The organism is Microbacterium terrisoli, assembly GCF_030866805.1.
Lineage (GTDB): Bacteria > Actinomycetota > Actinomycetes > Actinomycetales > Microbacteriaceae > Microbacterium > Microbacterium terrisoli.
Genome location: NZ_CP133019.1, coordinates 2,529,529 through 2,555,757, shown reverse-complemented (window position 1 = coordinate 2,555,757; position 26,229 = coordinate 2,529,529). Strand labels below are relative to the sequence as shown.

Annotated in this window: 29 protein-coding genes and 1 tRNA gene; 13 read left to right on the top strand and 17 right to left on the bottom strand. The window is 69.3% G+C overall.

Annotation, left to right across the window (positions count from 1 at the left end):
• Positions 1 to 52 precede the first annotated feature (52 nt).
• Complete coding sequence (locus QU603_RS11490) at positions 53 to 1,156, bottom strand: ABC transporter ATP-binding protein (protein WP_308491524.1); 1,104 nt, start codon at positions 1,154 to 1,156, stop codon at positions 53 to 55.
• A gap of 214 nt (positions 1,157 to 1,370) precedes the next feature.
• Between QU603_RS11490 and QU603_RS11485 the strand changes: the two genes are divergently transcribed.
• Together QU603_RS11485 and QU603_RS11480 are read left to right on the top strand one after the other, a co-directional pair.
• Complete coding sequence (locus QU603_RS11485) at positions 1,371 to 2,369, top strand: thioredoxin domain-containing protein (RefSeq protein WP_308491523.1); 999 nt, start codon at positions 1,371 to 1,373, stop codon at positions 2,367 to 2,369.
• 31 nt (positions 2,370 to 2,400) lie between these two features.
• Positions 2,401 to 2,476 (top strand) — tRNA-Thr (locus QU603_RS11480).
• 27 nt (positions 2,477 to 2,503) lie between these two features.
• Here the strand turns inward: QU603_RS11480 and QU603_RS11475 are convergent.
• The 4 genes from QU603_RS11475 to QU603_RS11460 form a co-directional block, all read right to left on the bottom strand.
• On the bottom strand, positions 2,504 to 4,474 hold the full coding sequence (locus QU603_RS11475) for an ABC1 kinase family protein (RefSeq protein WP_308491522.1): 1,971 nt from the start codon (positions 4,472 to 4,474) through the stop codon (positions 2,504 to 2,506).
• A gap of 74 nt (positions 4,475 to 4,548) precedes the next feature.
• Positions 4,549 to 5,037 carry a hypothetical protein gene (locus QU603_RS11470; RefSeq protein WP_308491521.1) on the bottom strand — a complete coding sequence of 163 codons (489 nt, stop codon included), beginning with the start codon at positions 5,035 to 5,037 and terminating at the stop codon, positions 4,549 to 4,551.
• 50 nt (positions 5,038 to 5,087) lie between these two features.
• Positions 5,088 to 5,594 (bottom strand): DUF3817 domain-containing protein, encoded by a 507-nt coding sequence (locus tag QU603_RS11465; protein ID WP_308491520.1) that lies wholly within the window; start codon positions 5,592 to 5,594, stop codon positions 5,088 to 5,090.
• Positions 5,591 to 6,214, bottom strand: coding sequence for a TetR/AcrR family transcriptional regulator (locus QU603_RS11460; protein WP_308491519.1), 624 nt, complete (start codon positions 6,212 to 6,214; stop codon positions 5,591 to 5,593). Before QU603_RS11460 ends, QU603_RS11465 begins: the two co-directional genes overlap by 4 nt.
• A 116-nt stretch (positions 6,215 to 6,330) precedes the next feature.
• Between QU603_RS11460 and QU603_RS11455 the strand changes: the two genes are divergently transcribed.
• Complete coding sequence (locus QU603_RS11455; protein WP_308491518.1) at positions 6,331 to 6,639, top strand: antibiotic biosynthesis monooxygenase family protein; 309 nt, start codon at positions 6,331 to 6,333, stop codon at positions 6,637 to 6,639.
• A 118-nt stretch (positions 6,640 to 6,757) separates the two neighbouring features.
• Here QU603_RS11455 and QU603_RS11450 read toward each other — a convergent pair whose 3' ends face one another.
• From QU603_RS11450 to QU603_RS11440, 3 genes are read right to left on the bottom strand one after another with little or no spacing between them, the layout of a single operon-like run.
• Positions 6,758 to 7,606 (bottom strand): ABC transporter permease, encoded by an 849-nt coding sequence (locus tag QU603_RS11450; protein ID WP_308491517.1) that lies wholly within the window; start codon positions 7,604 to 7,606, stop codon positions 6,758 to 6,760.
• Positions 7,593 to 8,597 carry an ABC transporter ATP-binding protein gene (locus tag QU603_RS11445; RefSeq protein ID WP_308491516.1) on the bottom strand — a complete coding sequence of 335 codons (1,005 nt, stop codon included), beginning with the start codon at positions 8,595 to 8,597 and terminating at the stop codon, positions 7,593 to 7,595. Before QU603_RS11445 ends, QU603_RS11450 begins: the two co-directional genes overlap by 14 nt.
• Positions 8,594 to 9,670, bottom strand: coding sequence for a LolA family protein (locus QU603_RS11440; protein WP_308491515.1), 1,077 nt, complete (start codon positions 9,668 to 9,670; stop codon positions 8,594 to 8,596). The genes QU603_RS11445 and QU603_RS11440 overlap by 4 nt, the downstream gene beginning before the upstream one ends.
• Positions 9,671 to 9,866: 196 nt before the next feature.
• Between QU603_RS11440 and QU603_RS11435 the strand changes: the two genes are divergently transcribed.
• Positions 9,867 to 10,310 (top strand): hypothetical protein, encoded by a 444-nt coding sequence (locus QU603_RS11435; RefSeq protein ID WP_308491514.1) that lies wholly within the window; start codon positions 9,867 to 9,869, stop codon positions 10,308 to 10,310.
• A gap of 36 nt (positions 10,311 to 10,346) precedes the next feature.
• Here QU603_RS11435 and QU603_RS11430 read toward each other — a convergent pair whose 3' ends face one another.
• From QU603_RS11430 to msrB, 4 genes are all read right to left on the bottom strand, one after another.
• A complete protein-coding gene (locus tag QU603_RS11430) occupies positions 10,347 to 11,561 on the bottom strand; it encodes an SCO family protein (protein WP_308491513.1) in 1,215 nt (404 codons plus the stop codon).
• A complete protein-coding gene (locus QU603_RS11425) occupies positions 11,561 to 12,424 on the bottom strand; it encodes a cytochrome c biogenesis CcdA family protein (RefSeq protein ID WP_308491512.1) in 864 nt (287 codons plus the stop codon). The genes QU603_RS11430 and QU603_RS11425 overlap by 1 nt, the downstream gene beginning before the upstream one ends.
• A gap of 189 nt (positions 12,425 to 12,613) precedes the next feature.
• On the bottom strand, positions 12,614 to 13,147 hold the full coding sequence (locus QU603_RS11420) for a nitroreductase family protein (RefSeq protein ID WP_308491511.1): 534 nt from the start codon (positions 13,145 to 13,147) through the stop codon (positions 12,614 to 12,616).
• Entirely contained in the window at positions 13,144 to 13,551 is a 408-nt protein-coding gene (gene msrB, locus QU603_RS11415) for a peptide-methionine (R)-S-oxide reductase MsrB (protein ID WP_308491510.1), read from the bottom strand. Before msrB ends, QU603_RS11420 begins: the two co-directional genes overlap by 4 nt.
• Before the next feature lie 62 nt (positions 13,552 to 13,613).
• On the opposite strand from msrB, the gene QU603_RS11410 reads away from it, so the two are divergent.
• From QU603_RS11410 to groL, 4 genes are all read left to right on the top strand, one after another.
• The gene (locus QU603_RS11410; RefSeq protein ID WP_308491509.1) at positions 13,614 to 14,699 is read left to right on the top strand and encodes a DUF2332 family protein; all 1,086 of its coding nucleotides are present in this window, start codon (positions 13,614 to 13,616) and stop codon (positions 14,697 to 14,699) included.
• Between the two features lie 10 nt (positions 14,700 to 14,709).
• Positions 14,710 to 14,958, top strand: a complete 249-nt coding sequence (locus tag QU603_RS11405; RefSeq protein WP_308491508.1) for a DUF3263 domain-containing protein — start codon at positions 14,710 to 14,712, stop codon at positions 14,956 to 14,958.
• A 74-nt stretch (positions 14,959 to 15,032) separates the two neighbouring features.
• Complete coding sequence (locus QU603_RS11400; RefSeq protein WP_308491507.1) at positions 15,033 to 15,602, top strand: LytR C-terminal domain-containing protein; 570 nt, start codon at positions 15,033 to 15,035, stop codon at positions 15,600 to 15,602.
• A 111-nt stretch (positions 15,603 to 15,713) separates the two neighbouring features.
• A complete protein-coding gene (groL, locus tag QU603_RS11395) occupies positions 15,714 to 17,333 on the top strand; it encodes a chaperonin GroEL (RefSeq protein WP_308491506.1) in 1,620 nt (539 codons plus the stop codon).
• Positions 17,334 to 17,384: 51 nt separating this feature from the next.
• Here the strand turns inward: groL and QU603_RS11390 are convergent, their stop codons facing one another.
• The 4 genes from QU603_RS11390 to QU603_RS11375 all read right to left on the bottom strand — a co-directional run bounded on the left by QU603_RS11390 (position 17,385) and on the right by QU603_RS11375 (position 21,047).
• Positions 17,385 to 17,672, bottom strand: coding sequence for a WXG100 family type VII secretion target (locus QU603_RS11390; RefSeq protein WP_308491505.1), 288 nt, complete (start codon positions 17,670 to 17,672; stop codon positions 17,385 to 17,387).
• Positions 17,673 to 17,789: 117 nt separating this feature from the next.
• Positions 17,790 to 19,535 carry a sensor histidine kinase gene (locus QU603_RS11385; RefSeq protein WP_308491504.1) on the bottom strand — a complete coding sequence of 582 codons (1,746 nt, stop codon included), beginning with the start codon at positions 19,533 to 19,535 and terminating at the stop codon, positions 17,790 to 17,792.
• 11 nt (positions 19,536 to 19,546) lie between these two features.
• Positions 19,547 to 20,239 carry a response regulator transcription factor gene (locus QU603_RS11380; RefSeq protein WP_308491503.1) on the bottom strand — a complete coding sequence of 231 codons (693 nt, stop codon included), beginning with the start codon at positions 20,237 to 20,239 and terminating at the stop codon, positions 19,547 to 19,549.
• A gap of 46 nt (positions 20,240 to 20,285) precedes the next feature.
• Positions 20,286 to 21,047, bottom strand: a complete 762-nt coding sequence (locus tag QU603_RS11375) for a helix-turn-helix transcriptional regulator (protein ID WP_308491502.1) — start codon at positions 21,045 to 21,047, stop codon at positions 20,286 to 20,288.
• A gap of 32 nt (positions 21,048 to 21,079) precedes the next feature.
• Here QU603_RS11375 and folE point away from each other — a divergent pair, with 32 nt between their 5' ends.
• The 4 genes from folE to QU603_RS11355 are packed head-to-tail and all read left to right on the top strand — an operon-like array spanning position 21,080 to position 24,595.
• Complete coding sequence (folE, locus tag QU603_RS11370) at positions 21,080 to 21,682, top strand: GTP cyclohydrolase I (protein WP_308491501.1); 603 nt, start codon at positions 21,080 to 21,082, stop codon at positions 21,680 to 21,682.
• Between the two features lie 50 nt (positions 21,683 to 21,732).
• On the top strand, positions 21,733 to 22,956 hold the full coding sequence (locus QU603_RS11365) for an NAD(P)/FAD-dependent oxidoreductase (protein WP_308491500.1): 1,224 nt from the start codon (positions 21,733 to 21,735) through the stop codon (positions 22,954 to 22,956).
• Positions 22,956 to 23,849 (top strand): dihydropteroate synthase, encoded by an 894-nt coding sequence (folP, locus tag QU603_RS11360; protein ID WP_370655354.1) that lies wholly within the window; start codon positions 22,956 to 22,958, stop codon positions 23,847 to 23,849. Before QU603_RS11365 ends, folP begins: the two co-directional genes overlap by 1 nt.
• A 44-nt stretch (positions 23,850 to 23,893) precedes the next feature.
• Positions 23,894 to 24,595, top strand: coding sequence for a pyrimidine reductase family protein (locus tag QU603_RS11355; RefSeq protein ID WP_308491499.1), 702 nt, complete (start codon positions 23,894 to 23,896; stop codon positions 24,593 to 24,595).
• A gap of 7 nt (positions 24,596 to 24,602) precedes the next feature.
• On the opposite strand, the gene QU603_RS11350 is transcribed toward QU603_RS11355, so the two are convergent.
• Positions 24,603 to 25,148, bottom strand: coding sequence for a TetR/AcrR family transcriptional regulator (locus QU603_RS11350; protein ID WP_308491498.1), 546 nt, complete (start codon positions 25,146 to 25,148; stop codon positions 24,603 to 24,605).
• Between the two features lie 80 nt (positions 25,149 to 25,228).
• Here QU603_RS11350 and QU603_RS11345 point away from each other — a divergent pair, with 80 nt between their 5' ends.
• Entirely contained in the window at positions 25,229 to 26,137 is a 909-nt protein-coding gene (locus tag QU603_RS11345) for an alpha/beta fold hydrolase (RefSeq protein WP_308491497.1), read from the top strand.
• The last annotated feature ends 92 nt before the right edge of the window (positions 26,138 to 26,229 follow it).

Here is a 26,229-nt window from a genome sequence, read left to right as displayed (position 1 = left end):
GACGATGGCGCGGGTCGGCTGACCGGACCCGCGCCATCGCGTGTGGAAATGCTTACGCCGAAGCGATCGCCTTCTCGGTCAGACGCTCGCCGTTCTCGATGTCGAACACGTGCACGTGGTCGTGGATGGGCGTGAGCACGACGGTGTCACCGGCGTTCGGGTGCTGGCGGCCGTCGACGCGGGCGACGATGTCGGTGCGCTTGCCGTCGATCTCGGAGTGGCCGTACAGGTAGCCGTCCGCGCCGAGCTCTTCGACCAGGTCGACGGTCACCGACAGGCCCTGGCTGCCCGCGGAGGCGACCTGGATGTCTTCGGGCCGCACGCCGATGGTCACGATCTGTCCGTTGACCTTCGCGAGGGTCGATGCCTCGACCGGGACGACCGTCGTGCCGAAGTGGACTCCGCCGTCGGCGACCTGGGCGGGGAACAGGTTCATGGCGGGCGAACCGATGAAGCCCGCCACGAACACGTTGTTCGGCTGCTCGTACAGGTCGCGCGGCGTGCCGACCTGCTGCAGGACGCCGTCCTTGAGCACCGCGATGCGGTCGCCCATGGTCAGGGCCTCGGTCTGGTCGTGGGTCACGTAGACGGTGGTGACGCCCAGGCGGCGCTGCAGCGACGCGATCTGGGTGCGGGTCTGCACACGCAGCTTCGCGTCGAGGTTCGACAGCGGCTCGTCCATGAGGAACACCTGCGGCTGACGCACGATCGCGCGGCCCATGGCGACGCGCTGACGCTGACCACCCGACAGGGCCTTGGGCTTGCGGCTGAGGTACTCCTCGAGGTCGAGCAGCTTCGCGGCTTCGAGCACGCGAGCGGCGCGCTCTTCCTTCTTCACGCCGGCGATCTTCAGGGCGAAGCCCATGTTCTCGGCGACCGTCATGTGCGGGTACAGCGCGTAGTTCTGGAACACCATCGCGATGTCGCGGTCCTTGGGCGGAACGTCGGTGACGTCACGGTCGCCGATGAGGATGCGGCCCTCGTTGACCTCTTCGAGGCCGGCGAGCATGCGCAGCGTGGTGGACTTTCCGCAGCCGGACGGGCCGACCAGAACGAGGAATTCGCCGTCGGCGACCTCGAGGCTGATCTTGTCGACTGCGGGACGGGTGCCGCCCGGGTAGAGGCGGGTTGCGTTGTCGAAAGTGACGGACGCCATCGGTTCTTCTCCTTCACCGGCAGGTACGTGCCGGACGATCCGTAGTGAGTGGGAGCGGACCTTGCGGCCCGCACGCCCTTCATCGGGCGCATGCTCAGTATGCCAGACCTTCCCCTGTGGGGTTTTCTCAGGGTGCCTGGTTAGCATCGAACAGTCCGCGGTTCCCGCGCGGCGCACCGGGGAGAGCCCGGTGACAAGTCTGTCAAGAGGTGCGATGTCCAACGACGAGCCATCGAACGCGCCTGAGCCGAAAGGCCGGCGCGAAGCGGTGCGTGAGAAGGCGCAGCAGGTGCGTGCCCAGCAGAAGCGTGCCCGCGCGCTGCGACGCACTCTGCTGACGGTCGGCGCGGTCGCTGTGGTGGCCGTCGTCGGCACCGGAGTGGCCATGGCCGTGACGTCGCAGACGACGCGGCCCGAGATGTCGCCGGCGAATGTGATCGACGACGGCTTCGCGGTCACCAGCGTCAACGGCGTCTCGACCGATCCGATCTCCCCGTCGGTGGATTCGAGTCCCACACCGACCCCCGCCGCCAGTGCGGCCGAGACCGGCACGAGCGCCGCACCGACGCCTGCCCCCAGTGCGACGGCGCCGGGTGCCGTCGACATCCGCATCTATGTGGACTATTACGCGCCGGGTGCCAAGCAGTTCCAGATCGCCAACGCGCAGCAGCTCACGCGCTGGGTGAGTCAGGATGCCGCGACCCTCAGCTACTATCCCGTCGCGATCCTGTCGGCCAAGTCGAACGGCACGAAGTATTCGCTGCGTGCCGCCAGCGCCGCCGCGTGCGTCGCCACCCATGCCACCGACGCGTTCTACGCCTACAACAACGCCCTGCTGAACAAGCAGCCCGATCAGGGCGGCAGCGGCTTCACCGATACGCAGCTGGCCGACCTGGCCATCGCATCCGGCGCGCAGGATCCGAAGATCGTGCGCGACTGCATCGAGGGCGAGGATTACGTCACGTGGGTGAAGGATGCCACGGAGCGCGCGGTCGAGTCGATCCCCGGCACGAAGGGCGTAGCCCTTACCGGCACCCCGATGATCCTGGTCAACGGTGTGCCGTACGCGGGGGCGCTGGATGACCCCAAGGAGTTCGCGCAGTTCGTGCTGACACTGTCGAGCGACTCGTATTACCGCACCGAGTCGCCGACCCCGACCGCCACGCCGGCGCAGGTTGCGCCGTCTCCGGCGCCCACCACGACGCACAAGTGACCCGCGGCGTCCCCGCTAGACTGGACAGCCTGCCGGCTTGGCGCAATTGGTAGCGCACCGTACTTGTAATACGGGGGTTGCAGGTTCAAGTCCTGTAGCCGGCACCAAACGGTTGACTGCGCGACCTCAGCAGGTCACTCCCGGTCGTGTCCGAAGATGTCGAACACGGCGCGCAGCGTGAGGACTCCAGAGGCGAAGACCAGCAGATAGCCGAACACGTCGTACAGTCCGAGCGTGGGACTGAGCTCCGGCCCTCCCGAGCTGATCAGGAACATGGCGGCCATGATGCCGAACACCCCGGCCAGAAAGGTCACGGCCGCCAGGTTCACGAATCGCCGCATGACGGCGCGGTCTCGGCGGTCGGCCAGCAGCCGCACGTTCACGCTCATCCGACCCTCCGCCAGCGACTGCGCAATGCGTCCGACCTGATGGGGCAATTCACGCATGACCGGTAACAGGCGGGTCAGTTCGTCGATACCGGACTTGATCACGGCCTGCGGTTCGCGCGCCCGGTCCAGGCGCGCCTGCGCATAGGCGGTTGACCCCGCGACGAAGTCGAACTCGGGGCTCAGCACGCGCAGCGTGCCCTCGACGGTGCCGAGGGCACGGACGGCGACGGTCAGCTGCGACGGCACTGCCAGCTTGTAGGTGCCCAGCACCGCGACAACGCGCGTGAAGGCCGCGACATCCAGCGCAGCACCCGGTCCGAGGTAGCGGGCCATGAACTCGCCGATCTCTCGGCGCAGAGCCCGCTCGTCGAGATCGTCGGGAATCTCCACGAAAGCCAAGAGCGCGTCGGCGAAGGCGACAGCGTCGCCGCGAGTGACTGACATCAGCAGATTCGTGATCTGGCGGCGCACTAGCGAGTCCAGCCTGCCGACGGAGCCGAAATCGAGCAGGGCGATCTCTCCGCTCGGCGTGATCATGACGTTCCCGGGATGCAGGTCGGAATGGAACACCCCGTCATCGAGGATCTGGCCGAGAACAGCCTCTACCAGTTGCTGCGCACGATCGGAGTGGGCGCCGGCATCCCGTCCGACCACGGCGTGGGGGTCGCTGAGCGTGGCGCCCTCCAGAAACTCCATCACGAGCATGCGTCGCGACGAGAGCGCCTCGTACAGCCGCGGAAGTCGAAGCCGCTTGTCTTCGCGATGTTTCAGCTGAGCAGCGGTCAGGGCAGTCAGATTGGATGCCTCGACGCGGTAGTCCAGTTCGTCCAGCAGGCTCGAAGCGATGCTCTCGGCGAGCTCTTGCACGCCGAATCGCCGCGCCCAGGCCGCGGACTGGGTCAGACGGGCGGCCAGTCTCCGGGTGATCTCGACGTCGCGTTCGACGAGGGCGACGATTCCTGGTCGCTGCAGTTTCACCGCGACCGGTTCGCCGGTACGCAGGACTGCGCGGTGCACCTGACCGATCGATGCCGAAGCGACTGGTTCATGATCGAAGGAGGAGAAGTAGACGTCGGCAGGGCCGCCCAGTTCGTCGGCGAGCACCGTCTGCATCCGTTCCCACGGTTCCGGCGGCACACGCTGCTGCAACGTGCTCAGCTCCGCGACGAATTCTGGGGGAAGGATGTCGGTGCGCGTCGAGAGGAGCTGCCCGAGCTTGATGAACGCACCGCCTGCCTCTTCGAGGGCGGCCTTCAGTGCGATGGCTTGCCGGCGTCGTTCCTGCGAAGCCGCCGTGGTGGGTGCCATGTCGAGTTTGAACGGCACGAGTTTGTGCCGCACGGCCAGTCGCACCAGCTGCGAGTAGCGCCGAGCGCGACCGGCGGTGTGGACGATGCCCGGCACCCACTGATCGATGCGCGGAATCGTCCCCTGCGGCACGGCGATGTCTGCGACCACCAGGAATGCGACCGCCACCAGCAGGATGATGCTCAGCTGCACCGGAATGAGCGCGGGTGTGTATTGCCCGCCCTGCCATACGACGCGTGATTCGAAGCCGATCTCGGCACCCAGGCCCAGCAAGCCCGCGATCACGACCCGGACAGTGCCCACCCGCACGCCGAGCACACGCCGCACGAACACGCCGATGATGACCATCGCCGCGACGGCCGCCGCAGTCATCCACGCGATGTCGATGATGATCGTTGACACATCCATGCCGTCATGCTCTCATTGCGGCGGGCCCGGGGAGCAGGCGCCGGGCCCGTTTCCGAGTCAGTGCACAAGCGCGGTCAGTGCACGAGTGCCTGCAGGACGACGCCGGTGGGCACCGAGATCAGCAGCAGCACCGCGACGATCCGCAGCGCCATGAGTGTCAGGCCTCGGGCGACGTGCCGAGTCACCCACAGGAAGCCGACCAGCGCGACGATCTGCATCACCGCGGCCAGGTACAACAGTGCCGCGATGTCGTCGACCGTGGCGATCACGGTGGCCACCGCTCCCAGATTCAGCATCAGCGCCTGCACCGCCACCACGGCCGGCCGCACGCGGCCGGCCGTGACCGCCGCCTGTCCAACGCCCAGCACGATCTGCCCGACCCCGGCGACCAGCACGATGTAGGCGACCGCCCAATTGCCGTGGTAGCTCGGGTTGGGGGCCAGCGCGGCCGACAGCAGGCTGCCGCCGACGACCGCGATCGTGCCCATGATCGCGAACGGCAGAGCGGTGGGGTGGGTCCAGGCGCTGCGCGAGAGCGGGGTGGAGACGGATGCGTTGGTCATGGCGACTTCTTTCAGAACCGACAGATCGGACAGAACGGCAGATGGATGGCTCACTGGCCCCAGCCGCCGGGAGGGCCGATGATCAGCAGCGTCGTCATGATGACAGCGATGCCGATCACGAACGTCAGCAGCAGCGTGACCGGGTGCCACAGCATCCACCGCAAGAATCGGCGTGTCCACACCTGATCGCGGGGGTCATCGGTGGCTTCGAGGTGCCAGTCGCCGTCCAGCATCCCCCGCCGCTCGAGCCGGCGATCGAGGGGGATCGTCGCGTACGGCACGATCGCGGTGGCCACCGCGCCGACGATCTGCAAGGCCGTCCAACGCTGGTTGACGCCGATGAGCACAGCCGTCATACCGTACGAGATGAACACCAAACCGTGGATCGACCCGCCGATCAGCACGGGCAGCGTGCCCAGGCCCACCGCGTATTTGAGTACCATGCCGATGATCAGCAGCGTCCACGTGATGGACTCGGCGATCGCGACGGTCCGATACCAGCTGCGCGGGGTGACGCGACTGATGGGGGTGGTGACGGTGTCTGCGTCGGTGCTCATCGACCGATCCCTTCCAGAACGAATGCCGTGATCGCCTCTGCGACAGCGTCTTCGGGCAGACCGAGACGGTGCAGCAGATCGTCCGCGCCGTACAGTGCACGCCCGATCAGCGCCGCCTGCACCACGATCGGCGCCGTGCGGAACACGCCTTCGCGCATCCCCCGGCGCAGGATGTCATCGAGCACGCCCGCCTGCCGCGCCACGTGGGCGGCGGCGCTGGCTTCGTCATCGAGCGATCGCGCCGACTCCGCCAGTGCGATGGCGGCACGGTGGTCGTCGCCGGAGGCATAGGCGACCTGTTCGCGCACGTACCGGCGCAGCTGCGCCTCGGACCCGCGCTCTTCGGCCACGGCGGCCGTCACCGCCGTCTGGAACGCCTCGGCCCGCGCCACGAGCTGGATGCGCACGGCCGTCGCGACATCGGGGATGTAGTTGTACAACGTGGCCCGCGACAGGCCGGCGGCGCGGGCCAGGCTGCTCATCGACACGTTCGGCAGACCGTCACGCGCGGCCAGATCGAACGCGATCGACGCGATGCGTTGCAGCTGACGGTGCTTGTACGCGGTCACGGTCACGCTCCAGGGCGCGTCCGGCGCGATTCCGCTCTCCCCCGCGCTCATCTCGCACTCCCGTCACGAATTTGACAACCTGTATTGATCGTTTACATTCTGTCATCATGATAACCGAGCCGCAGCCCGGTTCCGGTCCGAAAGTCCGATTCCCCCAAGGAGCACCCATGTATGCCGCCGTTTCAGAGTTCACCGTGGCCGAAGCCGACAGGCAGGCGTTCGAGACCAGCTTCGCCGCCAGCATGAAGGACACCCTCGTCGGCGTGCCCGGCCTGCGTAGGTCCACGCTGCTGCGCCCGGCCGGACGCACGACCGATCGCGGATACCTGGCCGTCATGGAGTTCGAGGACGAAGCCGCCTACCGTACCTACGTCTCGTCCGAGGCGTTCCACCGCTCGCACAGCGGCCCGCGCGAATCCATCGCGAGCGACTTCCGCGCGGCGAGCTTCGAGAGCGTGCTCGAACTGACCGACTGACGTCGCCCTGATCCTGCTCATGCTTGCCCTCGGCTCGCGCGTGCGCGCCGGCGTCCGCGACACCGAGGCTGCTGCGCGCCCGTGACGCCTTCGCTCCGGCGCGGGCGCGCCCGCGCGGTCAGGTCAGGACATCCTTCGTCGTGAACCGCGTGATGGCGAACGCGCCGAAGATCACCGCGTATGCGATCTGCAGTGCTGCGTTCTGACCGAACGAGTCGAAGAGGATCGGGCTGCGCAGAAGGTCGGCGAAATCCAGCCAGTAATGCGTCGGCAGGTAGGCATGGATCGCCTCGAACTGCGGCAGCTGATCGAGCACCTGCGAGACGCCGGCGATGACCACCGTTGCCGCCATCGCCCCCACCGGCATCGAGGTCAGCGTCGAGATGAACAAACCGATCGTGCACAGTCCCAGCAGCGAGAGGGCCGCGAACCCCGCCAGCAGCAGCACGCGGCCGAACGCGTCGGCCAGACCCACCGTCGTGCCCGACAGCAGTGTCACCGGTCCGATCGGAAACAGCACAGCCCCGGTGATCGCCCCACCGATCGCGATCGCCAGGACGGCGGCGACGATGAACGCGCAGCACGCGAGCAGCTTGACCGCGAGCAGCCGCACGCGCCCGACCGGAGCGATCAGCAGGTACCGCAGGGTGCCCAGGTTCGCCTCGCCGGCGATCGCGTCGCCGGCGACCACCGAGACCACGAGCGGCAGGAACAGCGGGATCGACACGGTCAGAGCCGTGAAGATCACGAACACCCCGTTCTCGGTGATCGCGCTGAGGAACGCCGGCCCGTGCCCTCGGGAACCGGCGCCGGTGAGCTTGACGGCCACACCGATCAGGACCGGCACGAGCATGAGCCCGGCGAGCATCGCGGTCGTGCGGCGGCGGCGGAACAGCGTCGCGAGTTCCGATCCGACGAACGCGAACGTCCGCCGGCGGACGGGGGCGGATGCCTCAGCCTGCGACATCGAAGCCCTCTCCGGTCAGCTCCACGAAGCGCTCTTCGAGGGTCGCCCCCGCCAGCGCGATGCCTCGCACCCGCACGCCGTCGCCGACCAGCGCCGCCGTGACCTGCTCGATCGGCACTCGGCCGCTCAGTACCGGGCCGCCCAGCACCCCGTCGCCGAGCGCGGCATCCACTTCGTCGGGCCCCACCTGCTGCGGGGACAGGCCCAGTCGCCGCAGCACAGCGGCTGCGGCATCCACATCCGGCGTGCGCACGTGCACCCGCGGGGCCGACTCGGCGCGCAGCTCGTTGAGAGTGCCGCTGGTGACCAGGCGTCCCGCGCGCATGACGGCGACGTGCGTGCAGACCTGTTCGATCTCGGCGAGCAGGTGGCTCGATAGGAACACTGTCGTGCCGTCGGCGGCCAGCGACCGGATCAGTGAGCGCACCTCGCGCGTGCCCTGCGGGTCCAGGCCGTTGGTCGGCTCGTCGAGCACGAGAAGCTCGCGGGGGGCCAGCAGCGCGGATGCCAGGCCCAGCCGCTGCTTCATCCCCAGGGAGTAGGCGCCCGCGCGCTTGGTCGCTGCCGCCGACAGGCCCACCCGCCCGATCGCATCGCGCACGCGCGTGCGCCGGGTGGCTGGAGACGAGCGCGGGTCGGCGGCGTCGAAACGCGACAGATTCGCCGCGCCGCTGAGGAACGGGGCGAACGCGGGGCCCTCCACGAGCGCCCCGACGCGAGGGAGCACGGTCGGCAGCGCATGGGGGAGTGTCTCGCCGAGCAGATGGATCTCGCCGGCGCTGGGCGCGGCAAGGCCCAGGAGCATGCGGATGGTCGTGGTCTTGCCCGACCCGTTGGGTCCGAGGAAGCCGAAGACCGCTCCGCGCGGCACGGTCAGATCCAGACCGTCGACGGCGGGGTGCCCGCGAAACCGTTTGGTCAGCCCGCGGGTGAAGATGGCGGTGCCGGCTGCGGCATCGGTCGCGGCCTCGGCTGCGGCGAGCGCTGTCACTGCGCGGCGGACAGCAGGGCGGAGGAGGGCACGGCGCCGGCGAACACCGTGCCGTCACCGCGCAGGTAGACCGTGATCAGCGAGGTCTGCAGCATCCTGCCCCCGGCGACGGGCCGGGTGAGCTCGTTCAGCAGGGCGGCGTCGCCGCCCAGGGCGGACATGGCGCCGCGCCCGGGAACCTCGATGACCGAGGCCCAGCCGGTACCGATCACCGTCGGCTTCGGCATCGTCGCGTGAGGCGGGCTCTTCACGCCCTTGTGCTCTGTCGAGGTGTGCCCGGTCGGGCGCGTCAGAGTGCGGTCGGTGACCGTCGTGCCCTTGGGCGGGGTGAACGAGAAGATGTCGGCGGCGGGCTGGGCGAAGTCGATCGATGAGAACGCGACCTGCACCGCGGGGGTGGACTGCCCGCGCGCGTCGATGCGGGCGGCCAGCGGCACACCGGTATTCGCGTCGACGGTGATGACCGCGTCGGCGACCAGCGTGGCCGAGGTCTTGGGCGTGAGCCGCAGCTCGTAGACGCCGCGGCCCAGATCGGTGGACCTCGTCACCGACACCGACGTCGTCGGGGTGATCGCGGCGATCAGCCGATCGGCGGCGTCGGCGGGCGTGGTCGGAAGGGGCAGGTCGTGCGCGCCGACGTCCAGGGTGGCATGCGTGGCGGTGCGCTGCTGCGCGTCATAGGTCCACACGGTGGTGCCGTTGCGGATCACGTCGCGCTCGCTGAGGGTGTCGAGCACCTGCACGCGCTGGCGGGTGGCGCCGTCGACGTACACCCGCGCGGAGTGGGACCCGGTGGCCAGCTCGAGCAGGCCGGCGGCGCTCGTGCCGCCGGGAACGGTGGATGTCGTCGAGTCCGGCAGCTGCGGCAGGCCCAGGTCCGAACTCTGTCGCACCGTGCCCGAATAGTGCGCGTCCTGACCGGCGGCGATCAGATCCAGCACCTGCGCGGCGGTCTTCTGCGGAGGTACGGCGGCGGCGTTCGCCAGTGCCGGGGTGATGACCACCCCTGCGGCGACGACGATCGGTGCGACGATGGCGGGAACCCAACGCCGGCTGAACCTGACGGTGCCCATACGGCCGAGTCTAAGCACGCGATACGGGGGATGGGCTGAGTGTTCTCTGCCGTTCTCCTCCGGCCGTCTCCGCTGGGGCCCGCGCTCTGGCTGCCGGCGGGAACGGTGGCAGGCTGGAAAACATGAGTTCACCCTGCCTGCGCACGCTTGGATCCACGGCCCGACGCTCGTTTCCCCGGCGCCAGGCGGCGACACGGTGAGCACGTCGCAGCCGCGGACGCCGTACGGCCGGCTGGTGCACGAAGTCACCGAGACCGTCGCGATCCCGCACACCTACACGCTGTTGATCTGGTGCACGACGATGGTGACGGTGGAGCATCACGGGCTTCCCGACGTGCTGTCGATCCTGTTGATGCTCGCGGGGGCGTGTGGCGCCTATGTGGCCGTGGGCAGGGTCTTCCACCGTCGGCATGGCAATCGGCCGGCGGTGGAACGCCGCGCGATCGCGCACCCCTACCTGGTGGCCACCGGCAACATCGCGACCCTGTTCGTGGCGACCGGGGTGTGCTGGCTGGTGTCGGCGGTGCCCCTTGCGCCGGTGGCCTGGCTGCTCAGCGGCATCGGCGGAACGACGACCTTTCTCGCCGGGGTGGCGGTGCAGGCCTTCGTCGTGGCGCGGATCGCGCCCGTCGAGGAGTGACCGCGGCACACCGCTGCGCGGCGAGGAGGCGCGCTCTCACGCCGAGGCGCCGGGCAGCGCCTGGTCCAGGTCGTGCAGCACGTAGTCGAGCTCGTCGGTGGTGAGCAGTCCGGGATGCCGCAGCAGCACCTCGCCGGTCGGTGACAGCACGATCAGATACGGCAGTTCGCTCACACGCAGGCGGGCGGCCTGCCGACCTTGTGGATCACGCAGCGTGGGGAAGGTGAGGTGCGCACGTGAGGACGCGGTCCGTCCGTCCGCGACCTCATCGCCCACATCGACGCCGAGGAAGGCGACGGCGTCGCCCAGCTTGTGCGCCTCGGTCTGATCGTCGCGCAACTGCACGGCGCAGGCGGTGCAGGTCGACGACCAGAGATCGACGACGGTGAAGCGTCCGCGCGAGTCGTCGGTGCTGAGCGTGGCTGTGCCGTTCAGGGCGGGGCCGGTGATGGCCGCCGGCGTGTCGCCGATGTCGGTGCCGCCGGCGATGGCCGCGGCCAGATTCGCTCCGGCGACGGCACCACGCTGCCCGCGGGGCAGCGCGTCGTCGGCGAGTGTGGCCAGTCCGTGCGCGAACGGCGCGGTGTCCGCCGACTCGGTGCCGAAGGCGGCCTGCTCGATGATCCGGCCCTGCGGATCGATGACGAAGATCTGACTGCCGTGTGAGACCGTGCGGGTGGTGGGATCGAGTTCGATCGGCACGCCGTACGCCTTGGCCGCCGTCGCCAGCTGTGCGGGCGTTCCGGTGAGGTACTCCCAGTTCGGCAGGGCGTCCAGACCGTGCTGCTGCGACCAGGCCCGCACGTCGGAGGGAGCCGGGTAGTACGGGTTGGCGTTGATCGACAGGAACACGGTGTTCGCCCGCGCGGATGCGGACAGGTCATGGTCGGCGGCGACGATGTCGGTGGCGAGCATCGCGCACAGGTCGGTGCACTTGTCGTCGTTGAAGGTGAGCACGACGGCCTTTCCGCGCAGCGTGGAGGAGTCGACGTCGTGTCCGTCCTGATCGGTGAGGCGGTAGCTCGGGGCGGTGACGGGGTCGCTGGCGCCGGAGGTCACTCCCAGCAGGTCGGCGGTCGCCTGGTTCATTCCCGCCGGCAGCGCATCGGCCGCGGGTGCGGTGGTGGCACCGGCGCCGCCGATGCCCACGATGACGAGGGCGGCCACCACGACCAGCAGCGCCGCAGACGAGACCCACAGCACCCAGGTGCGTTCCCAGGGGTGCAGCGGCGTCTTCTGCTCGTCTGACATCAGGTCTCCTCTCGATGACGGCGGTGAGGGGATGCCGGGACGGCGGTGGTGCCGGCCTGCCGCGCCGCGGCGACCAGCATGACGAGCACTGTCAGCGCCAGAACCACCCCGATCGGCAGCCACGCGTTCTCGATCGCGGCCACCACCGCTGCCTGCACCCCGTCGAGCACGGCCGTGACCGGGGCCACCAGGCCCACGCCGAACGCCTGGCCCGCCCAATACCCCAGCAGATACAGGCCGATCACGATGCACACCGCGCCCGCGATGCGGGGCAGGGCGGCTGCCGCGCGTCGCAGGGGTGCGGTCACGACCGATCCGGTCACCGACACGATCAGCGCGAGCACCGTCGCCAGCAGCCCCATGCCCAGCCCGTACGCCAGCACGACGGCCACCGTCACGATGCCCGATCCCGTCGCCAGTGCGCCGCTGATCGCGGCGATGAAGACGGGCAGCGAGCAGCTGAGCGAACCCACCGCATAGGCGACCCCGAACCCCGCCATCGGAACGAAACCGGTGCCGTCGCGAAAGCCCGGTGCTGCGTGCAGGGCCGGCGAGCGACCGGCCGCCGCCATCACGCCCAGGATGGTGATCGCGATCGCGATGACGATCATCAGCCACGGCGCCAGTGCCAGCACGATGGTGTGCACCGATCCGGCCAGAACCGCGGCGATCGAGAACACCGTCAGGAATCCGACGGTCAGTGCGAGACCGGCGCGTACGCCCGCGCCGATCCGCGCGGCCGCGCCGGTCCGCTCGCCGCCCACGAACGCGGCGAGATAGACGGGAAGCAGCGGGAACCCGCAGGGGTTGAACAGCGCGACCATTCCCAGCACGAACGCGAAGGCGACGGTTCCTTCGGTCATCGCCGCATCCCGGCCGTGCGTGCTGCGCGTGTGCGCCGCCGCGCGCGGCCGGCAGTCCGCCGGTCGCTGAACGCAGGGACGTGCAGCGGTCGCATCGCGGCCATGATAGTCCGGCAGATGATGACCACGTCCAGGTCCGGGCGTGGGCTCACGGACAGGCTCGCGGACGGGGTCGCTCGTGTGGGCGTCTTACTCCAACGGCGTGAGGAACCGCTCGGCGTCGAGCTGTTTGCGGTGGCCGTCCCGCTTGCCCTCGGGCTTGCCGCCCACGTACAACCAGCCCAGCAGCCGCTCGTTGTCGCGCAGCGTGTGCGTCTGGGCGACCTCGTCGCTGCGCGCGTAGTGGCCGGTGCGCCACATCACGCCCCAGCCGGCCTCGTCCAGCAGCAGGCTCAGCGTGTGTGCCACGCCCGCGGCTACGGCGGCCTGCTCCCACCGCGGCACCTTCTCGCTCGGGCGAAAACTCACCACGACCGCGATCAGCAGCGGTGCGCGCAGCGGTTTGGGCGATACGCCCTTCTCGCCATTCGTCTTGTTGATGGCGCGACCCAGCTTCTCGCGGTCGGCGCCGCGCAGCTCGATCAGGCGCCAGGGACGCAGTGAAGAGTGATCGGCCACGCGCCCGGCGGCTGCCACCAGCGGAAGCAGCTCGTCATGGGTGGGCGCGACATCCGTGACCTTCGACCACGAGCGCCGCGCCCGAACCGCGTCGAACGCGCTCACCCGGCTTCTTCCGGGCTGAACGAGAGCGAGATCGAGTTCATGCAGTACCGGTCACCGGTGGGCGTGCCGAAGCCGTCGGGGAAGACGTGCCCCAGGTGCGAGCCGCAGGCCGCGCACCGCACCTCCGTGCGCTCCATGCCCAGTGTCTTGTCTTCGAGCAGCAGCACAGCTTCGGGCCGGATCGACTCATAGAAGCTCGGCCAGCCGCAGTGCGACGCGAACTTCGTGCCGCTGCGGAACAGTTCAGCCCCGCACGCGGCACAGCTGTACAGCCCGGCGCGGTGCTCGTCGAGCAGCTCGCCGGTCCACGGACGCTCAGTGGCCGCTTCGCGCAGCACGGCATACTGCTCAGGCTCGAGCTCGTCGCGCCACTGGTCGTCGGTCTTGTTCACGGTGTAGGTCATGGAATCCTCCATAGCCATTCAACCCGACATTCCGCGATCGTGTTCCTTGGAGAATGGATGTCGTGACCTTCGACGACCAGATCGCGCACTCCCGCGACGCCGATGTCGACGCGGAGATCGACGCCGTGTGCGAGCGCTACGCGCGTTTCGCCCGGGAGGAGGCGCCGCGCCGCTCGCCGCTGTATGCACGATGGGCGCAGCGCGTGGTCGAGGGGCGCGATGCGGCCGCCGTGCTCGCGCGCATCGCCCCCGCGCACCGTCAGCCGGCACTGGTGTTCGCGGTGACGCGCATGCTGGGGTGCGGGCAGGTGCCGGCCGAACAGTGGGCGGCGTGGCTGACCGCGCACGCCGATGAGGTCGTCGCCGAGTGCATGCGGCGCAGCGTGCAGACCAATGAACCGCTGCGGTGCGCGGCGCTCGTGCCTGCGCTCAGCGTGATCGACGGGCCGATCGCGCTGCTGGAGGTCGGCGCCAGCGCGGGGCTGTGCCTGTACCCCGATCGCTACTCCTACCGATACGAGCACGACGGCGGCGTGTGTGCGCTCGACCCCGACGACGGCGTGAGCCCGGTCGTGCTGCACGCGCAGTGGCGCGGCCCGCTTGCGGACCTGCGGCTGCCGGAGGTGGTCTGGCGCGCGGGCATCGACCTGCAGCCGCGAGATGCGCGCGATGCCGCAGACCGGGCGTGGCTGGAGGGCTTGGTGTGGCCGGGCGAGCAGGGGCGGGCCGCGCGCGTGCGGGCGGCTCTGGAGGTCGCCGCCGCCGCACCGCCGCACCTGATCGCCGCCGACGCGGCCGATGCGCTGGCCGACGTGGCCGCCGACGTGCTCGCCCGAGTGCCGGCGGAGGCGACGCTCGTGGTCACCACTCCCGGTGTGCTCGTGCACGTGCCGCAGGCTGCGCGCGAGAGGATCGTCGCTGCGGCAGGGACGGTCGGGCGCTGGATCACGATGGATGCCGTGGGCCTGCACTCCGCGGTGCGCGGGCAGTGGCATCCTCCGCCCGACGCTGCGGCGTGGCCCAACGGGGCGTTCGCGCTCGCCGTGGACGGCACCGTCGTCGCCGCCGTCGATCCGCTGGGCGCGATCGTACGGCCGATCGGCGCCGGCATGGAGTGGCGCGACCGTAAGGCCTCGGCCCGCCGCTAACGTGAGTGCCGTGCCCCTCAGCGACAGCGACCGTGTGATCCTCGACTTCGAGGCCGGATGGACCCGCCACGTCGGTGCGAAGGAGGAGGCCATCCGCGCCGAGCTCGAACTGGCTCCGGCCCGCTACTACCAGCTGCTCGGGCGCCTGATCGACACGACCGACGCTCTGGAGTACGACCCGCTGCTGGTCGGGCGGCTGCGCCGCCGACGCGACGAGCGCGAGCGCTCCCGTCGGGCACGGGTGTCGGGCGTCGCGTGAACCGGACGGGAAACGCCTCGGCGGCGGGGCCGGCCTGAGAGGCGGAGCCGAGGACCGACAGGTAGCATGCAGTGGTGCCGACCGACAGTTTTCCGCACGACAGTTTCGATGTCGCCCCGGCCGACGCTGATCGGGTCGGTGCCCATCGCGCCGAGAACCCGCGGTTGCGGGGCGCGGTCGTGTTCGCCTGGGCGGCCGTGGCGACCATCGTGCTGATCGGCGCGGGCGTGCTGGGGACGCTGATCGTCACCGATCGGCTGAACGGCGCGTCGGACGCGCCCCTCGGTGCCACGCCCTCCCCGACGATCACGCCGGTCATCGACACGTCGTACTCGGTGCTGATCCTCAACGCGACAGGCGAGCCCGGAGAGGCCACCGGAGCCAAGGATGCCGTGGTGCACGCGGGATGGCCGGCGGCGAAGGTCTCGCCCGGCGAAGCCGGCTCGACGTACCCGACCACCACCGTCTACTACGCCGCCGACGAGGATGCGGCCGCGGCCGAGGGGCTGGCCGGCGTGATCGGGGACGCGGTGATCGCGAAGAGCGAGAAGTATCAGCCCGCCGGGGATGCGAAGGCCAAGCAGCTCACGGTCGTGCTGGGCACCGATCGGGTGACGTCGCCGTCGCCGACGACGACGCCGTAGCGCGGTCGCGGCAGCTTGCACTCGGCAGGGTCGAGTGCCAGAATGAGTTAGCACTCGCCGTGAGTGAGTGCTAAAGACCGTCCGCCAACGTCCGGGAGGGACGACACACACATGGCAAAGATCATCGCTTTCGACGAGGAGGCCCGCCGCGGCCTCGAGCGCGGCCTGAACACACTGGCCGACGCCGTCAAGGTGACCCTCGGCCCCCGCGGTCGCAACGTCGTGCTCGAGAAGAAGTGGGGAGCCCCCACGATCACGAACGACGGCGTCTCGATCGCCAAAGAGATCGAACTCGACGACCCGTACGAGAAGATCGGCGCGGAGCTCGTCAAGGAGGTTGCCAAGAAGACCGACGACGTCGCGGGTGACGGTACGACCACCGCCACGGTGCTCGCACAGGCGCTCGTACGCGAGGGTCTGCGCAACGTCGCAGCCGGCGCCGACCCGATCTCGCTCAAGCGAGGCATCGAGAAGGCCGTCGCGGCCGTCATCGAGCAGCTCCACGAGTCCGCCAAGGAGGTCGAGTCGAAGGAGCAGATCGCTGCGACCGCATCGATCTCGGCTGCCGACCCGACCATCGGCGCCCTGATCGCCGAGGCCATCGACAAGGTGGGCAAGGAAGGCGTCGTCACCGTCGAGGAGTCGCAGACGTTCGGCACCGAGCTCGAGCTCACCGAGGGCATGCGCTTCGACAAGGGCTTCATCAACCCTTACTTCGTCACCGACCCCGACCGCCAGGAGGCCGTGTTCGAGGACCCCTACGTCCTCATCGCGAACCAGAAGATCGGCAACATCAAGGATCTGCTGCCCGTCGTCGACAAGGTGATCCAGGACGGCAAAGAGCTCGTCATCATCGCTGAGGACGTCGAGGGCGAAGCACTGGCCACGCTGGTGCTGAACAAGATCCGCGGCATCTTCAAGTCCGTCGCCGTCAAGGCTCCGGGCTTCGGCGACCGCCGCAAGGCGCAGCTGCAGGACATCGCCATCCTCACCGGTGGCCAGGTCATCACCGAGGAGGTCGGCCTCAAGCTCGAGAACGCCACCCTCGACCTGCTGGGCCGTGCGCGCAAGGTCATCGTCACCAAGGATGAGACCACGATCGTCGAAGGTGCCGGTGAGGCCGCTCAGATCGAGGGTCGCGTCACGCAGATCCGTCGTGAGATCGAGAACACCGACAGCGACTACGACCGCGAGAAGCTGCAGGAGCGCCTCGCCAAGCTCGCCGGCGGCGTTGCCGTCATCAAGGCGGGCGCGGCCACCGAGGTCGAGCTCAAGGAGCGCAAGCACCGCATCGAGGACGCCGTGCGCAACGCCAAGGCGGCCGTCGAAGAGGGTGTCGTCGCCGGTGGTGGCGTCGCGCTCATCCAGGCTGGCGAGAAGGCGTTCGCGACGCTGACGCTGGAGGGCGACGAGGCGACCGGTGCGAACATCGTCAAGGTCGCCATCGAGGCCCCGCTCAAGCAGATCGCCGCCAACGCGGGTCTGGAGCCGGGTGTGGTCGCGCACAAGGTGTCGGGCCTGCCTGCGGGCCACGGCCTGAACGCCGCGACCGGCGAGTACGGCGACCTGTTCTCGCAGGGCATCATCGACCCGACCAAGGTCACCCGTTCGGCGCTGCAGAACGCGGCATCGATCGCGGGCCTGTTCCTGACGACCGAGGCGGTCGTCGCCGACAAGCCCGAGAAGGCTGCGGCGGCTCCGGCCGACCCCACCGGCGGCATGGACTTCTGAGTCTCGTCGGTTCTCACGAAGCGCCCCTCCCTCGGGAGGGGCGCTTCGTCGTCAGCGGAACAGGCCCGCGCTGAACTGCTCGGCGTCGGCGTACTGCTGGCCGGCCGCTGTCAGGGCGTGGTTGATCGCCGCCAGGCTGGCCTCGACCTGCGCCTGCGTCGCGCGCCATTGATCGACCACACCGGCGAACGCCGCTGAGGCCGAACCGGTCCAGGTCGCCTGCAGATTCGTGAGCTGGGCGAGCATCGCCTGCGTCTCGGCCTGCACGCGATCGATCGTGCCGCGCACGGCGGCGGTGGTGTTCAGGACGGCGTCGCTGTCGACGGAATAGACGGGCATGAGGTTCCCTCCGTGTGTTCGTGTCACCACGCTAGGGGCACGCGGGGAAGCCACGCGCAGAGGTATGGGCATCCGTGGACAGCTGCGCGCGCCGCCTGCCTGGGGAGGAGACGGCTCTCAGTGCGTCTCGGGGGCCGACGGGGCCTCAACCGCAGTGGTGTCGGCGAGGGGGAAGGCGACGCGGAAGGTCGCGCCGCCCCCGGGCGTCTCGGTCACCGAGACCGAGCCGCGCAGCGCCTGCACGATCGAGGCGACGATCGACAGCCCGAGTCCTGAACCGCCCGTCTCGCGCGTGCGGGAGTTGTCTGCCCGCCAGAACCGCTGGAAGATCTGATCGCGGATCTGCGGCGGGATCCCGTCGCCGTGATCGGCCACGGCGATCCAGCCTGTGCCGGCTGCGGCATCCACTCCCACCGACAGGTCGATGCGCGAGTCTTCGTGCGTGTAGCGGCGGGCGTTGGCCAGCAGGTTCGCCACCACCTGCCGGATGCGGTTCTCATCGCCCAGGACGATGGGCTCTCGAACCCGGGCGGTCGCGATCGGCTGCGTCGGCGCCGGCGCCGCCGCCTCCACGTCGGCAGCGGTGGGGGTGCGAGGTCTGCGGCGCAGCAGGCCGCGTCCGCCCGTGCGGGCGGGGTTCGCCGCGTTCTTGCGTTTCGTGCTCGCGGTCCCGGTGGCCGGTGTCGCGGGGTTCAGGGCAGGGTTCAGGGCAGGGTTCAGTGCGAGGGGGAGCGGGACGATGGGCAACGCCCCGGTCGTGGTGTCTTCGATTCCGACAGGGCGTGACGGCGCGGCAGCGCGCAGGTCCATCGCCGCGTCGCGCGCGATGGGGCGAAGGTCGACGGGAATGATCGGCACCGCCTCCTGTCGCTCGTCCAGACGGGTCAGCGCAAGCAGGTCCTCCACGAGGGCGCCCATGCGGATCGCCTCTTTCTCGATGCGTTCGAAGGCGACGGCGACGTCGTCGTCGCCGCGGATCGCGCCCATTCGGTACAGCTCGGCGTAGCCGCGGACGGTGACCAGGGGAGTGCGCAGCTCGTGGCTGGCGTCGCCGACGAAACGGCGCATCTGCCGCACGGCGGCATCGCGCTGCCCGAGGGCCGCATCCAGGCGCCCGAGCATGGCGTTGATCGCGATCTTCAGGCGTCCGACCTCGGTGTGCTCGGGCTCGATACCGGTCATGCGCTGGCTGAAATCGCCGGCGGCGATCGACATGGCCGTCGATTCGACCTGGCCGAGACTGCGGAACGCGAGGGTGACCAGCCAGCGCGTCACGAGCGCGCCGACGATGACGGTCAGGATCGCGAACACGCTGTAGATGCCCAGGAACGTGCCGACGATGCGGTCGACCGAGGCCGTCGGCAGTGCCACCAACTGGGTGAACACCGCGGCGCGGTTGCCCACCTGCAAGGGGCCCACGCTGGCGCGGAAGTCTGGGCCGTCGGTGCCCTCGATGGTGAACGGTGAGGTCCCGCGGATCACCTGGTCCTGCGTTGTCACCTTCGGCGGGAACACCGGCGTGTTCGGCGTCTTGGGCCCCGTCGTGGCCAGAAGCTCGCCGTTGGCGGCGTAGATGGCCACGAAGTACCCGGAGTACTGCAGATTCGCCGACGGGTTGGGGGTGAAGGTCACTGCGTCCCCGTCGATCGTGATGTCGAACACGCTCGTGCCGACATCTGCCACGGCGAGCTGCTGCACCTGTGTGTCGAGGTTCGCATCCAGCGCATTGCGCAGGAACACGAGGGTCCCGACGCCGACCGTGATCAGCCCGATCATCAGTACGGCGACTGTGACGCCGGTCACCTTCGCGCGCAGACTGAGGCTGCGCCACCAGCCGGTGACCGCGTCCGGCTCTGCAGCCACGACCGTGCCGGTCAGGAGGACTTGCCGGCCTTGAGCATGTACCCGAAGCCGCGCTTGGTCTGGATGAGCGACTCGCTGGCGTGCGGGTCGATCTTGCGGCGCAGGTACGAGATGTAGCTCTCGACGATGCCCGCATCGCCGTTGAAGTCGTACTCCCACACGTGGTCGAGGATCTGCGCCTTGCTCAGCACCCGGTTCGGGTTGAGCATCAGGTACCGCAGCAGCTTGAACTCCGTCGGGCTCAGGTCGATCTGCGCGTCACCGACGAACACGTCGTGCGTGTCCTGATCCATCGTCAGCTCACCGGTGCGGATGACCGACTCTTCATCGGTCTGCATCGTGCGGCGCAGGATCGCCTGGATGCGTGCGACGATCTCGTCCAGGCTGAAGGGCTTGGTGACGTAGTCGTCGCCACCGGCGTTGAGACCCTCGATCTTGTCTTCGGTCTCGTCCTTGGCCGTGAGGAAAAGGATGGGGGCGGTGTAACCGGCACCGCGCAGCCGCTTGGTGACGCTGAACCCGTTCATATCGGGGAGCATCACATCGAGGATGATGAGGTCCGGCTCCTCTTCGAGGACAGCGGAGATGGTCTGTGCGCCGTTGGCGACGGCGCGCACCTGGAAGCCCGCGAATCTCAGGCTCGTGATCAGCAGATCGCGGATGTTCGGTTCATCATCGACGACAAGGATGCGCGGTGCGGTCATGTGCCCATTATGGTGAACCTCGCCGCCTGATGGGGGATATCGGCGGTCAGGGTGTCGGCGTGACCGTGTCGTCGGCGCCGTCGCGGGCGGCGCGGATTTCGACGCAGCAGTGTCCGGCGCGCGGCACGAGATGTGCCGTGCGCGGGTCGTCGGTGGCCTCGACCATGCCGCCGACCAAGGCGAGGTTCGCGCCGCAGATCAGCTCGGTGTGCCGGTCGGCCAGGCTGTGGAACGGGCAGTTGCACAGGGTGACGGTGCCATTCTCGTCGGTGACCGGATCGTAGCCGCAGGCGTCCAGCGCAGCTTCGAGTTCAGGGTGGTCGTGGGCCACAGCGGCGCCGATGTCGCGCGCCTGGGCGCTGACTGCCTCGTGTATGGACACGCCGTCGCGATCGGCCCGCTCGGCGGCGGCGGCCAGCAGTTCACCGGCCAACTCATAGTGCCGTTCGGGCACCGACCCCACCAGCTCGGTCGCGGTGGTGCGATACAGCTTCGCAGGCCTGCCTGCGCCGGGGCCGGAGCGGCCCGACAGCCGGCGGTATTCTGTGGTCAGCACACCGGCTTCGACCAGCCGGTCCAGGTGGAATGCCGCGGTCGAGCGCGGGAGGTCGGCGCGGGTGGCGACCTCATCGCGTCCTATGAGGTCGGATGCGGCGGCCACGAGGTCGTAGATGCGCCGCCGAATCGGATCGGCCAGCGCGGCGATGGCTTCGGCGCGGTTGTCGGCGATGATGCCCATGACACGCAGTCTACATCTAAAACGGTGAATCTTGACAAAAGAACTTCGTGGTCGTAGCGTCAGAATCACGAGCCGGCATGGTGCCGACGGGAGGGGCGTTCATGTCGATCGCAGCACAGGTGTCGCTGACAGCAGTAGGGGCGGCATCCACCCCACCCGCAGTGGATGTCGTCGCGGCTGAGGCTGCTGTCGCCGATCTGCTGCGTGCCCTCGGGCGCGACCTCGACGACGCGAACCTGGACGACACGCCCCGACGTGTCGTCGCGAGTCTTCAGGAGCTGACCTCGTCGAAGCCGTTCGCGATGACGACCTTCCCCAACGAAGACGGGTACGACGACATCGTGCTGGTGCGCGACATCCCGTTCGTCTCGCTGTGCGCGCACCATCTGCTGCCCTTCCGCGGCGTCGCGCACGTCGGCTACCTGCCCGGGCCGCGCATCGTGGGGCTGTCCAAGCTCGCCCGTGTGGTCGAGCTGTTCGCCCACGACCTGCAGGTGCAGGAGACGTTGACCACGCAGATCGCCGACCACCTGGACGCCTGCCTCGAACCGCGCGGCGTGGGGGTGGTGCTCGAAGCCGAGCACATGTGCATGTCGCTGCGCGGCGCGCACTCGACCGGAGCGACGACCGTGACCCGCGCCTTCCGCGGCGCGATCCGTGATGATGAGAATCTGCGCGCGCAGTTCGCCCCGCGGTCGCACTGACCACACAGCCATCCGATCACACACACACGCAACCCACACTGGAGGAGAAAATGGCAGGAATGGTCATCGTCGGCGGAGGGCTTGCCGCAGGCACGGCCGCGCAGACGCTGCGCGAAGAAGGGTACGAGGGCGATGTCACCGTCATCGCCGCCGAGCCGCACACGCCGTACCAGCGGCCGCCGCTGTCCAAGGGATACCTGAAGGGCGACGAGGGGTTGGATGCCGTCATCCTGCACCCCGACGACTGGTATCGCGAGCAGCGCATCGAGGTGCGACAGTCCACCACCGCAGATGCCATCGACGTCGACGCGCACACGGTCACGCTCTCTGACGGCACGGCGCTCGGCTACGACAAGCTGCTGCTGGCGACAGGTTCGTCGCCGCGGCAGCTGCCGATCCCCGGCCATGGTCTCACGGGCGTCCACATGCTGCGGACCCTGGCCGATTCGGACGCGTTGAAGGCGGAGCTGTCGGGCGGCGGCAAGAAGCTCGTGCTCATCGGCTCGGGCTGGATCGGCATGGAGGTCGCCGCCACTGCCAAGCAGCTGGGCAACCAGGTCACGATCCTCGAGCGGGACCCGGTGCCGCTGGCGATCGCGCTGGGCGAGGAGATGGGCAACGTCTTCCGCAGGCTGCACGAGGAGAACGGCATCGATCTGCGCACCTCGGTCAACGTCGAGCGCATCACCGGCGACACGCGGGCCGAAGGCGTCGTGGTCGACGGGCAGACAGTGCCGGCGGACCTCGTGCTGATCGGCGTCGGGGCGATCCCCAACACCAAGCTCGCCGAAGATGCCGGGATCGCCACCGAGCGCGGCATCCTCACGGACGCGTCGCTGCGCACGAGCGCGGCGGACGTGTACGCGGCCGGTGACGTCGCCAACGCGATGCACCCGGTGATCGGCGAGCGGCTGCGCAGTGAGCACTGGGCCAACGCGCTGAACTCCGGTCCGGTCGCCGCACGTGCGATGCTCGGCAAAGACGTGCAGCACGACATGATCCCGTACTTCTACTCCGACCAGTTCGACCTGGGCATGGAGCTCAGCGGCTATCCGGGACCGATGAAGGGCGCCCAGCTGGTGGTCCGCGGAGACAAGGGCAAGCGCGAGTTCATCGTGTTCTGGGTGCAGGGCAAGCGCGTGGTCGGCGGGATGAACGTCAACGTCTGGGATGTGAACGAGACCGTGCAGAAGCTCATCGCCTCGGGCGCCGACGTCGACCTGGACAAGCTGGCCGACACCGCCGTGCCTTTGGACAGTCTGGTCACCGCGTGATCGTCGAGCCGAGGCTCGAGTCTCCTGTGCGACGCATCGGAGACTCGAGCTTCGACTTGTCGCGACACCTCGCGGTCATGGCGATCGTCAACCGCACGCCGGACTCCTTCTACGACCACGGCACGACCTTCAGCCTGGATGCGGCGGTCGCCTCGGGGGTCGCGGCGTTCGATGCGGGTGCCGACCTGGTCGACGTGGGCGGCGTCAAGTTCGCCCCGGGGGAGCCGTTGCCGGTGGAGGATGAGATCGAGCGGGTCGTGCCGGTCGTGCGGGCGCTGGCCCGCATCGGCCCGGTCAGCGTCGACACGTTCCACGCCGAGGTCGCCCGTGCGGCCATCGAGGCGGGGGCTGCGGTCATCAACGACACCACCGGCGTGCATGATCCGGCGATCGCCGAGGTCGTTGCCGACTCGGAGGCCACTCTCGTGGTCGCCCACAGCCTCGCCGCCCCGCGCACGCAGCATCCGCTGCCGCACTACGACGACGTGATCGACGACATCGCCGCTTTTCTGCGCGAGCGCGTGGCGCTCGCCGAAGAGCACGGAGTGCCGCGTGAGCGGATCATCATCGACCCCGGACATGACCTGAACAAGAACACTCGGCAGACCCTCGAGCTCACCCGGCGCCTGGCCGAGCTGGCAGAGAACGGCCTGCCGATGCTGGTCGCACTCTCGAACAAGGACTTCATCGGCGAGACCCTCGCCCGGGGCCGCGACCAGCGGCTGACGGGGTCGTTGGCTGCCGCCGTGTTCTGCGCGACGCAGGGCGCGCGCGTGTTCCGGGTGCACAACGTGCGCGAGAGCGTGGACGCGCTGCGTATGATCGAGGCGATCCTGGGCTGGCGCGAGCCGGCGTATGAACTGCACAACACGCGGCCGGAAGGCAACGACTGACCGCGGCCACCGCATACCATGACCGGACGACGGATGGAACACGGATGATCGGGCGCGACGAACTCTTCCCGGCCTACGCGCTGGATGACCGCGCGACGCAGCGGGTGCGGATGAACTTCGTGGCCAGCGCCGACGGCTCGGCGACCGCGGGAGGACGCAGCGGGACGCTGGGAGGCGAGACCGACCGGGCGCTCATGGAGGTCCTGCGCGCGATGGCCGATGCGATCGTCGTGGGCGCCGGCACCGTGCGCACCGAAGGCTACGGCGGCGTGCACCCCCAAGACGACGACGTCGCGTGGCGCCGCGCGCATGGACTGTCCGAGGCTCCACGCCTCGTGGTCGTCAGCCGGCGGTTGCACCTCACGGCGCAGGACCCGGTGTTCGCCGAGGCGACCACGCGCCCGATCGTGGTCACGTGCGCTGCGGCCGACACGGCCCGGCGCGAGGCGATCGCAGAGGTCGCCGACGTGCTGGTGTGCGGGCAGGATGCCGTGGATCTGGTCGCGATGGTCGCGGCGCTCGCCGACGGTGGGATGCCGCAGTTGCTGTGCGAGGGAGGCCCGCACCTGTTCGGGTCCCTGCTGGAGGCGGGCGTGGTCGACGAGCTGTGCCTCACGATCTCACCGCGGCTGGTCGGCGGCAGCGCGGGGCGCATCATCGCCGGGGCGGCGGAGGAAGATCGTCCGATCAGGCTGCGCAGCATCCTGCACGACGACGACTTCGTCTTCCTGCGCTACGCCCGCTGATCGCCGTTCATCGCCTGTGAAGGCAGCCGCGCACGATGCGCTCGATCGACGGGCGCACCGATGCGGCGGGGTCGACCGTGAGCCGATGCAGCACGAGCCCCTCGGCGCACGCCATGATCGCACGGGCGGCATCGGCCGGATCGGGCATGTCCAGGCCCGCCAGCAGGGACTGCAGCCACACCTCGTACTGTGCGCGCTGCGTGCGCAGCACGGTCTGCACCTCGGCCGGGCCCGACTCGAGGAACAGCGCATAGCGGGCGCGGGTGCGCTCGGCGTGGGCAGAGGTCTGCTGCTCGACCATGGCGGTCAGCATGTCGACGAAGTCATCGATCGAGGCCGGAACGGAGCCCGCACCCGCGAAGTCGGCGCGCTCGCTGTCGGCGATCCAGGCCACCACGCCGCCCACGAGCGCCGCCCGCGTGCGGAAGTGGTTCGACGTCGAACCCGCGGGAAGGCCAGCCGCGGCATCCACTCGCCCGTGCGTCAGGGCTCGCACGCCGTCGGTGCCCACCAGGTGCACCGCGGCATGCAGAGCGCGTTCGCGGGTGGTCACGCTCCGACGGTAACACGCCGGATGCCGCGGCTACTACATTCCTAGTAGACACCGCACTACGGATGTAGTAATTTCGGGCCATGACCAAGGATGGGGCGATTGAGGACGGGGCGCTGGACCGGCGCACCGTCGTGGCGCACGGGCTGCGCATGAACGTCGTCGAACGCGGTGGCGATGGGCCCGATGTGCTGCTTCTGCACGGCTTTCCGCAGAGCTCGCGCTCCTGGATGCCGGTGGCCGACAGGCTTGCCGCACATGCCCACATCGTCGTGCCCGACCTGCGCGGGGCCGGCGCGACCGATGCGCCGCGGGGCGGCTATGACTCGGAGACCGTCTCGCGCGATGTCCTGGGCCTGCTGGACGAGCTGGGGATCGAGCGGGCAGTCTTGGTCGCGCACGACTGGAGTGCCCTGGTCGGCTTCGACCTGTGTCTGGCCCACCCCGAGCGATTCAGCGGGTATATCGCCATCGGCGTGCCCGCGCCGTACATCCGGATGACGCCGCGACTGGCCGGCGCGCTCATGGCCGCGATGCCGCACCTGTGGTTCCAGTGGGTCATCGCCACTCCCGGATTCGGGCCCTGGCTGCTCTCGCACGGTCGTCAGCGGTTCGCGCACTGGCTGCTGGAATCGTTCGCCGTGCATCCGATGGATGCCGACGACATCGCCGCCCACATCGCCGCGCTGCGTGAGCCGGCCCGTGCCCGTGCCGCCTCGCAGCTGTACCGGCACCTCATCCTGCCGGGATTCGTCAAGATCATGGCCGGGCGCTACCGCGGGCGTGTGCTGTGCACGCGGACGCTCGTGCTGTTCGGCGGCGACGATGGGCTGATCCCGCGGGGCGCTCTGACGATCCCCGAAGAAGACGCGCCGCACACGCGGGTGCAGTTCGTCCCCGGCGGCGCGCACTTCGTCGTGGACGATCAGCCCGAGCAGACAGCCCGGGTCATCGCGCAGTTCATCGATGAACTCGCCGAGAACGACAGCTGAACGCTTTCAGGCGATTCTGGGCGAAGCCATTCCGACTCTTCAGGTATCGGCGGCTGTGCGCTAGGTTTTCATCCATCGTCCGCCCTCCGGAC

Excerpts from the sequence above, each read along its gene's own strand:
- QU603_RS11490 (WP_308491524.1), bottom strand. The coding sequence starts at position 1,156 with ATGGCGTCCGTCACTTTCGACAACGCAACCCGCCTCTACCCGGGCGGC.
- QU603_RS11485 (WP_308491523.1), top strand. The coding sequence starts at position 1,371 with ATGTCCAACGACGAGCCATCGAACGCGCCTGAGCCGAAAGGCCGGCGC.
- QU603_RS11475 (WP_308491522.1), bottom strand. The coding sequence starts at position 4,474 with ATGGATGTGTCAACGATCATCATCGACATCGCGTGGATGACTGCGGCG.
- QU603_RS11470 (WP_308491521.1), bottom strand. The coding sequence starts at position 5,037 with ATGACCAACGCATCCGTCTCCACCCCGCTCTCGCGCAGCGCCTGGACC.
- QU603_RS11465 (WP_308491520.1), bottom strand. The coding sequence starts at position 5,594 with ATGAGCACCGACGCAGACACCGTCACCACCCCCATCAGTCGCGTCACC.
- QU603_RS11460 (WP_308491519.1), bottom strand. The coding sequence starts at position 6,214 with ATGAGCGCGGGGGAGAGCGGAATCGCGCCGGACGCGCCCTGGAGCGTG.
- QU603_RS11455 (WP_308491518.1), top strand. The coding sequence starts at position 6,331 with ATGTATGCCGCCGTTTCAGAGTTCACCGTGGCCGAAGCCGACAGGCAG.
- QU603_RS11450 (WP_308491517.1), bottom strand. The coding sequence starts at position 7,606 with ATGTCGCAGGCTGAGGCATCCGCCCCCGTCCGCCGGCGGACGTTCGCG.
- QU603_RS11440 (WP_308491515.1), bottom strand. The coding sequence starts at position 9,670 with ATGGGCACCGTCAGGTTCAGCCGGCGTTGGGTTCCCGCCATCGTCGCA.
- QU603_RS11430 (WP_308491513.1), bottom strand. The coding sequence starts at position 11,561 with ATGTCAGACGAGCAGAAGACGCCGCTGCACCCCTGGGAACGCACCTGG.
- QU603_RS11425 (WP_308491512.1), bottom strand. The coding sequence starts at position 12,424 with ATGACCGAAGGAACCGTCGCCTTCGCGTTCGTGCTGGGAATGGTCGCG.
- msrB (WP_308491510.1), bottom strand. The coding sequence starts at position 13,551 with ATGACCTACACCGTGAACAAGACCGACGACCAGTGGCGCGACGAGCTC.
- groL (WP_308491506.1), top strand. The coding sequence starts at position 15,714 with ATGGCAAAGATCATCGCTTTCGACGAGGAGGCCCGCCGCGGCCTCGAG.
- QU603_RS11390 (WP_308491505.1), bottom strand. The coding sequence starts at position 17,672 with ATGCCCGTCTATTCCGTCGACAGCGACGCCGTCCTGAACACCACCGCC.
- QU603_RS11380 (WP_308491503.1), bottom strand. The coding sequence starts at position 20,239 with ATGACCGCACCGCGCATCCTTGTCGTCGATGATGAACCGAACATCCGC.
- folE (WP_308491501.1), top strand. The coding sequence starts at position 21,080 with ATGTCGATCGCAGCACAGGTGTCGCTGACAGCAGTAGGGGCGGCATCC.
- QU603_RS11365 (WP_308491500.1), top strand. The coding sequence starts at position 21,733 with ATGGCAGGAATGGTCATCGTCGGCGGAGGGCTTGCCGCAGGCACGGCC.
- QU603_RS11355 (WP_308491499.1), top strand. The coding sequence starts at position 23,894 with ATGATCGGGCGCGACGAACTCTTCCCGGCCTACGCGCTGGATGACCGC.
- QU603_RS11345 (WP_308491497.1), top strand. The coding sequence starts at position 25,229 with ATGACCAAGGATGGGGCGATTGAGGACGGGGCGCTGGACCGGCGCACC.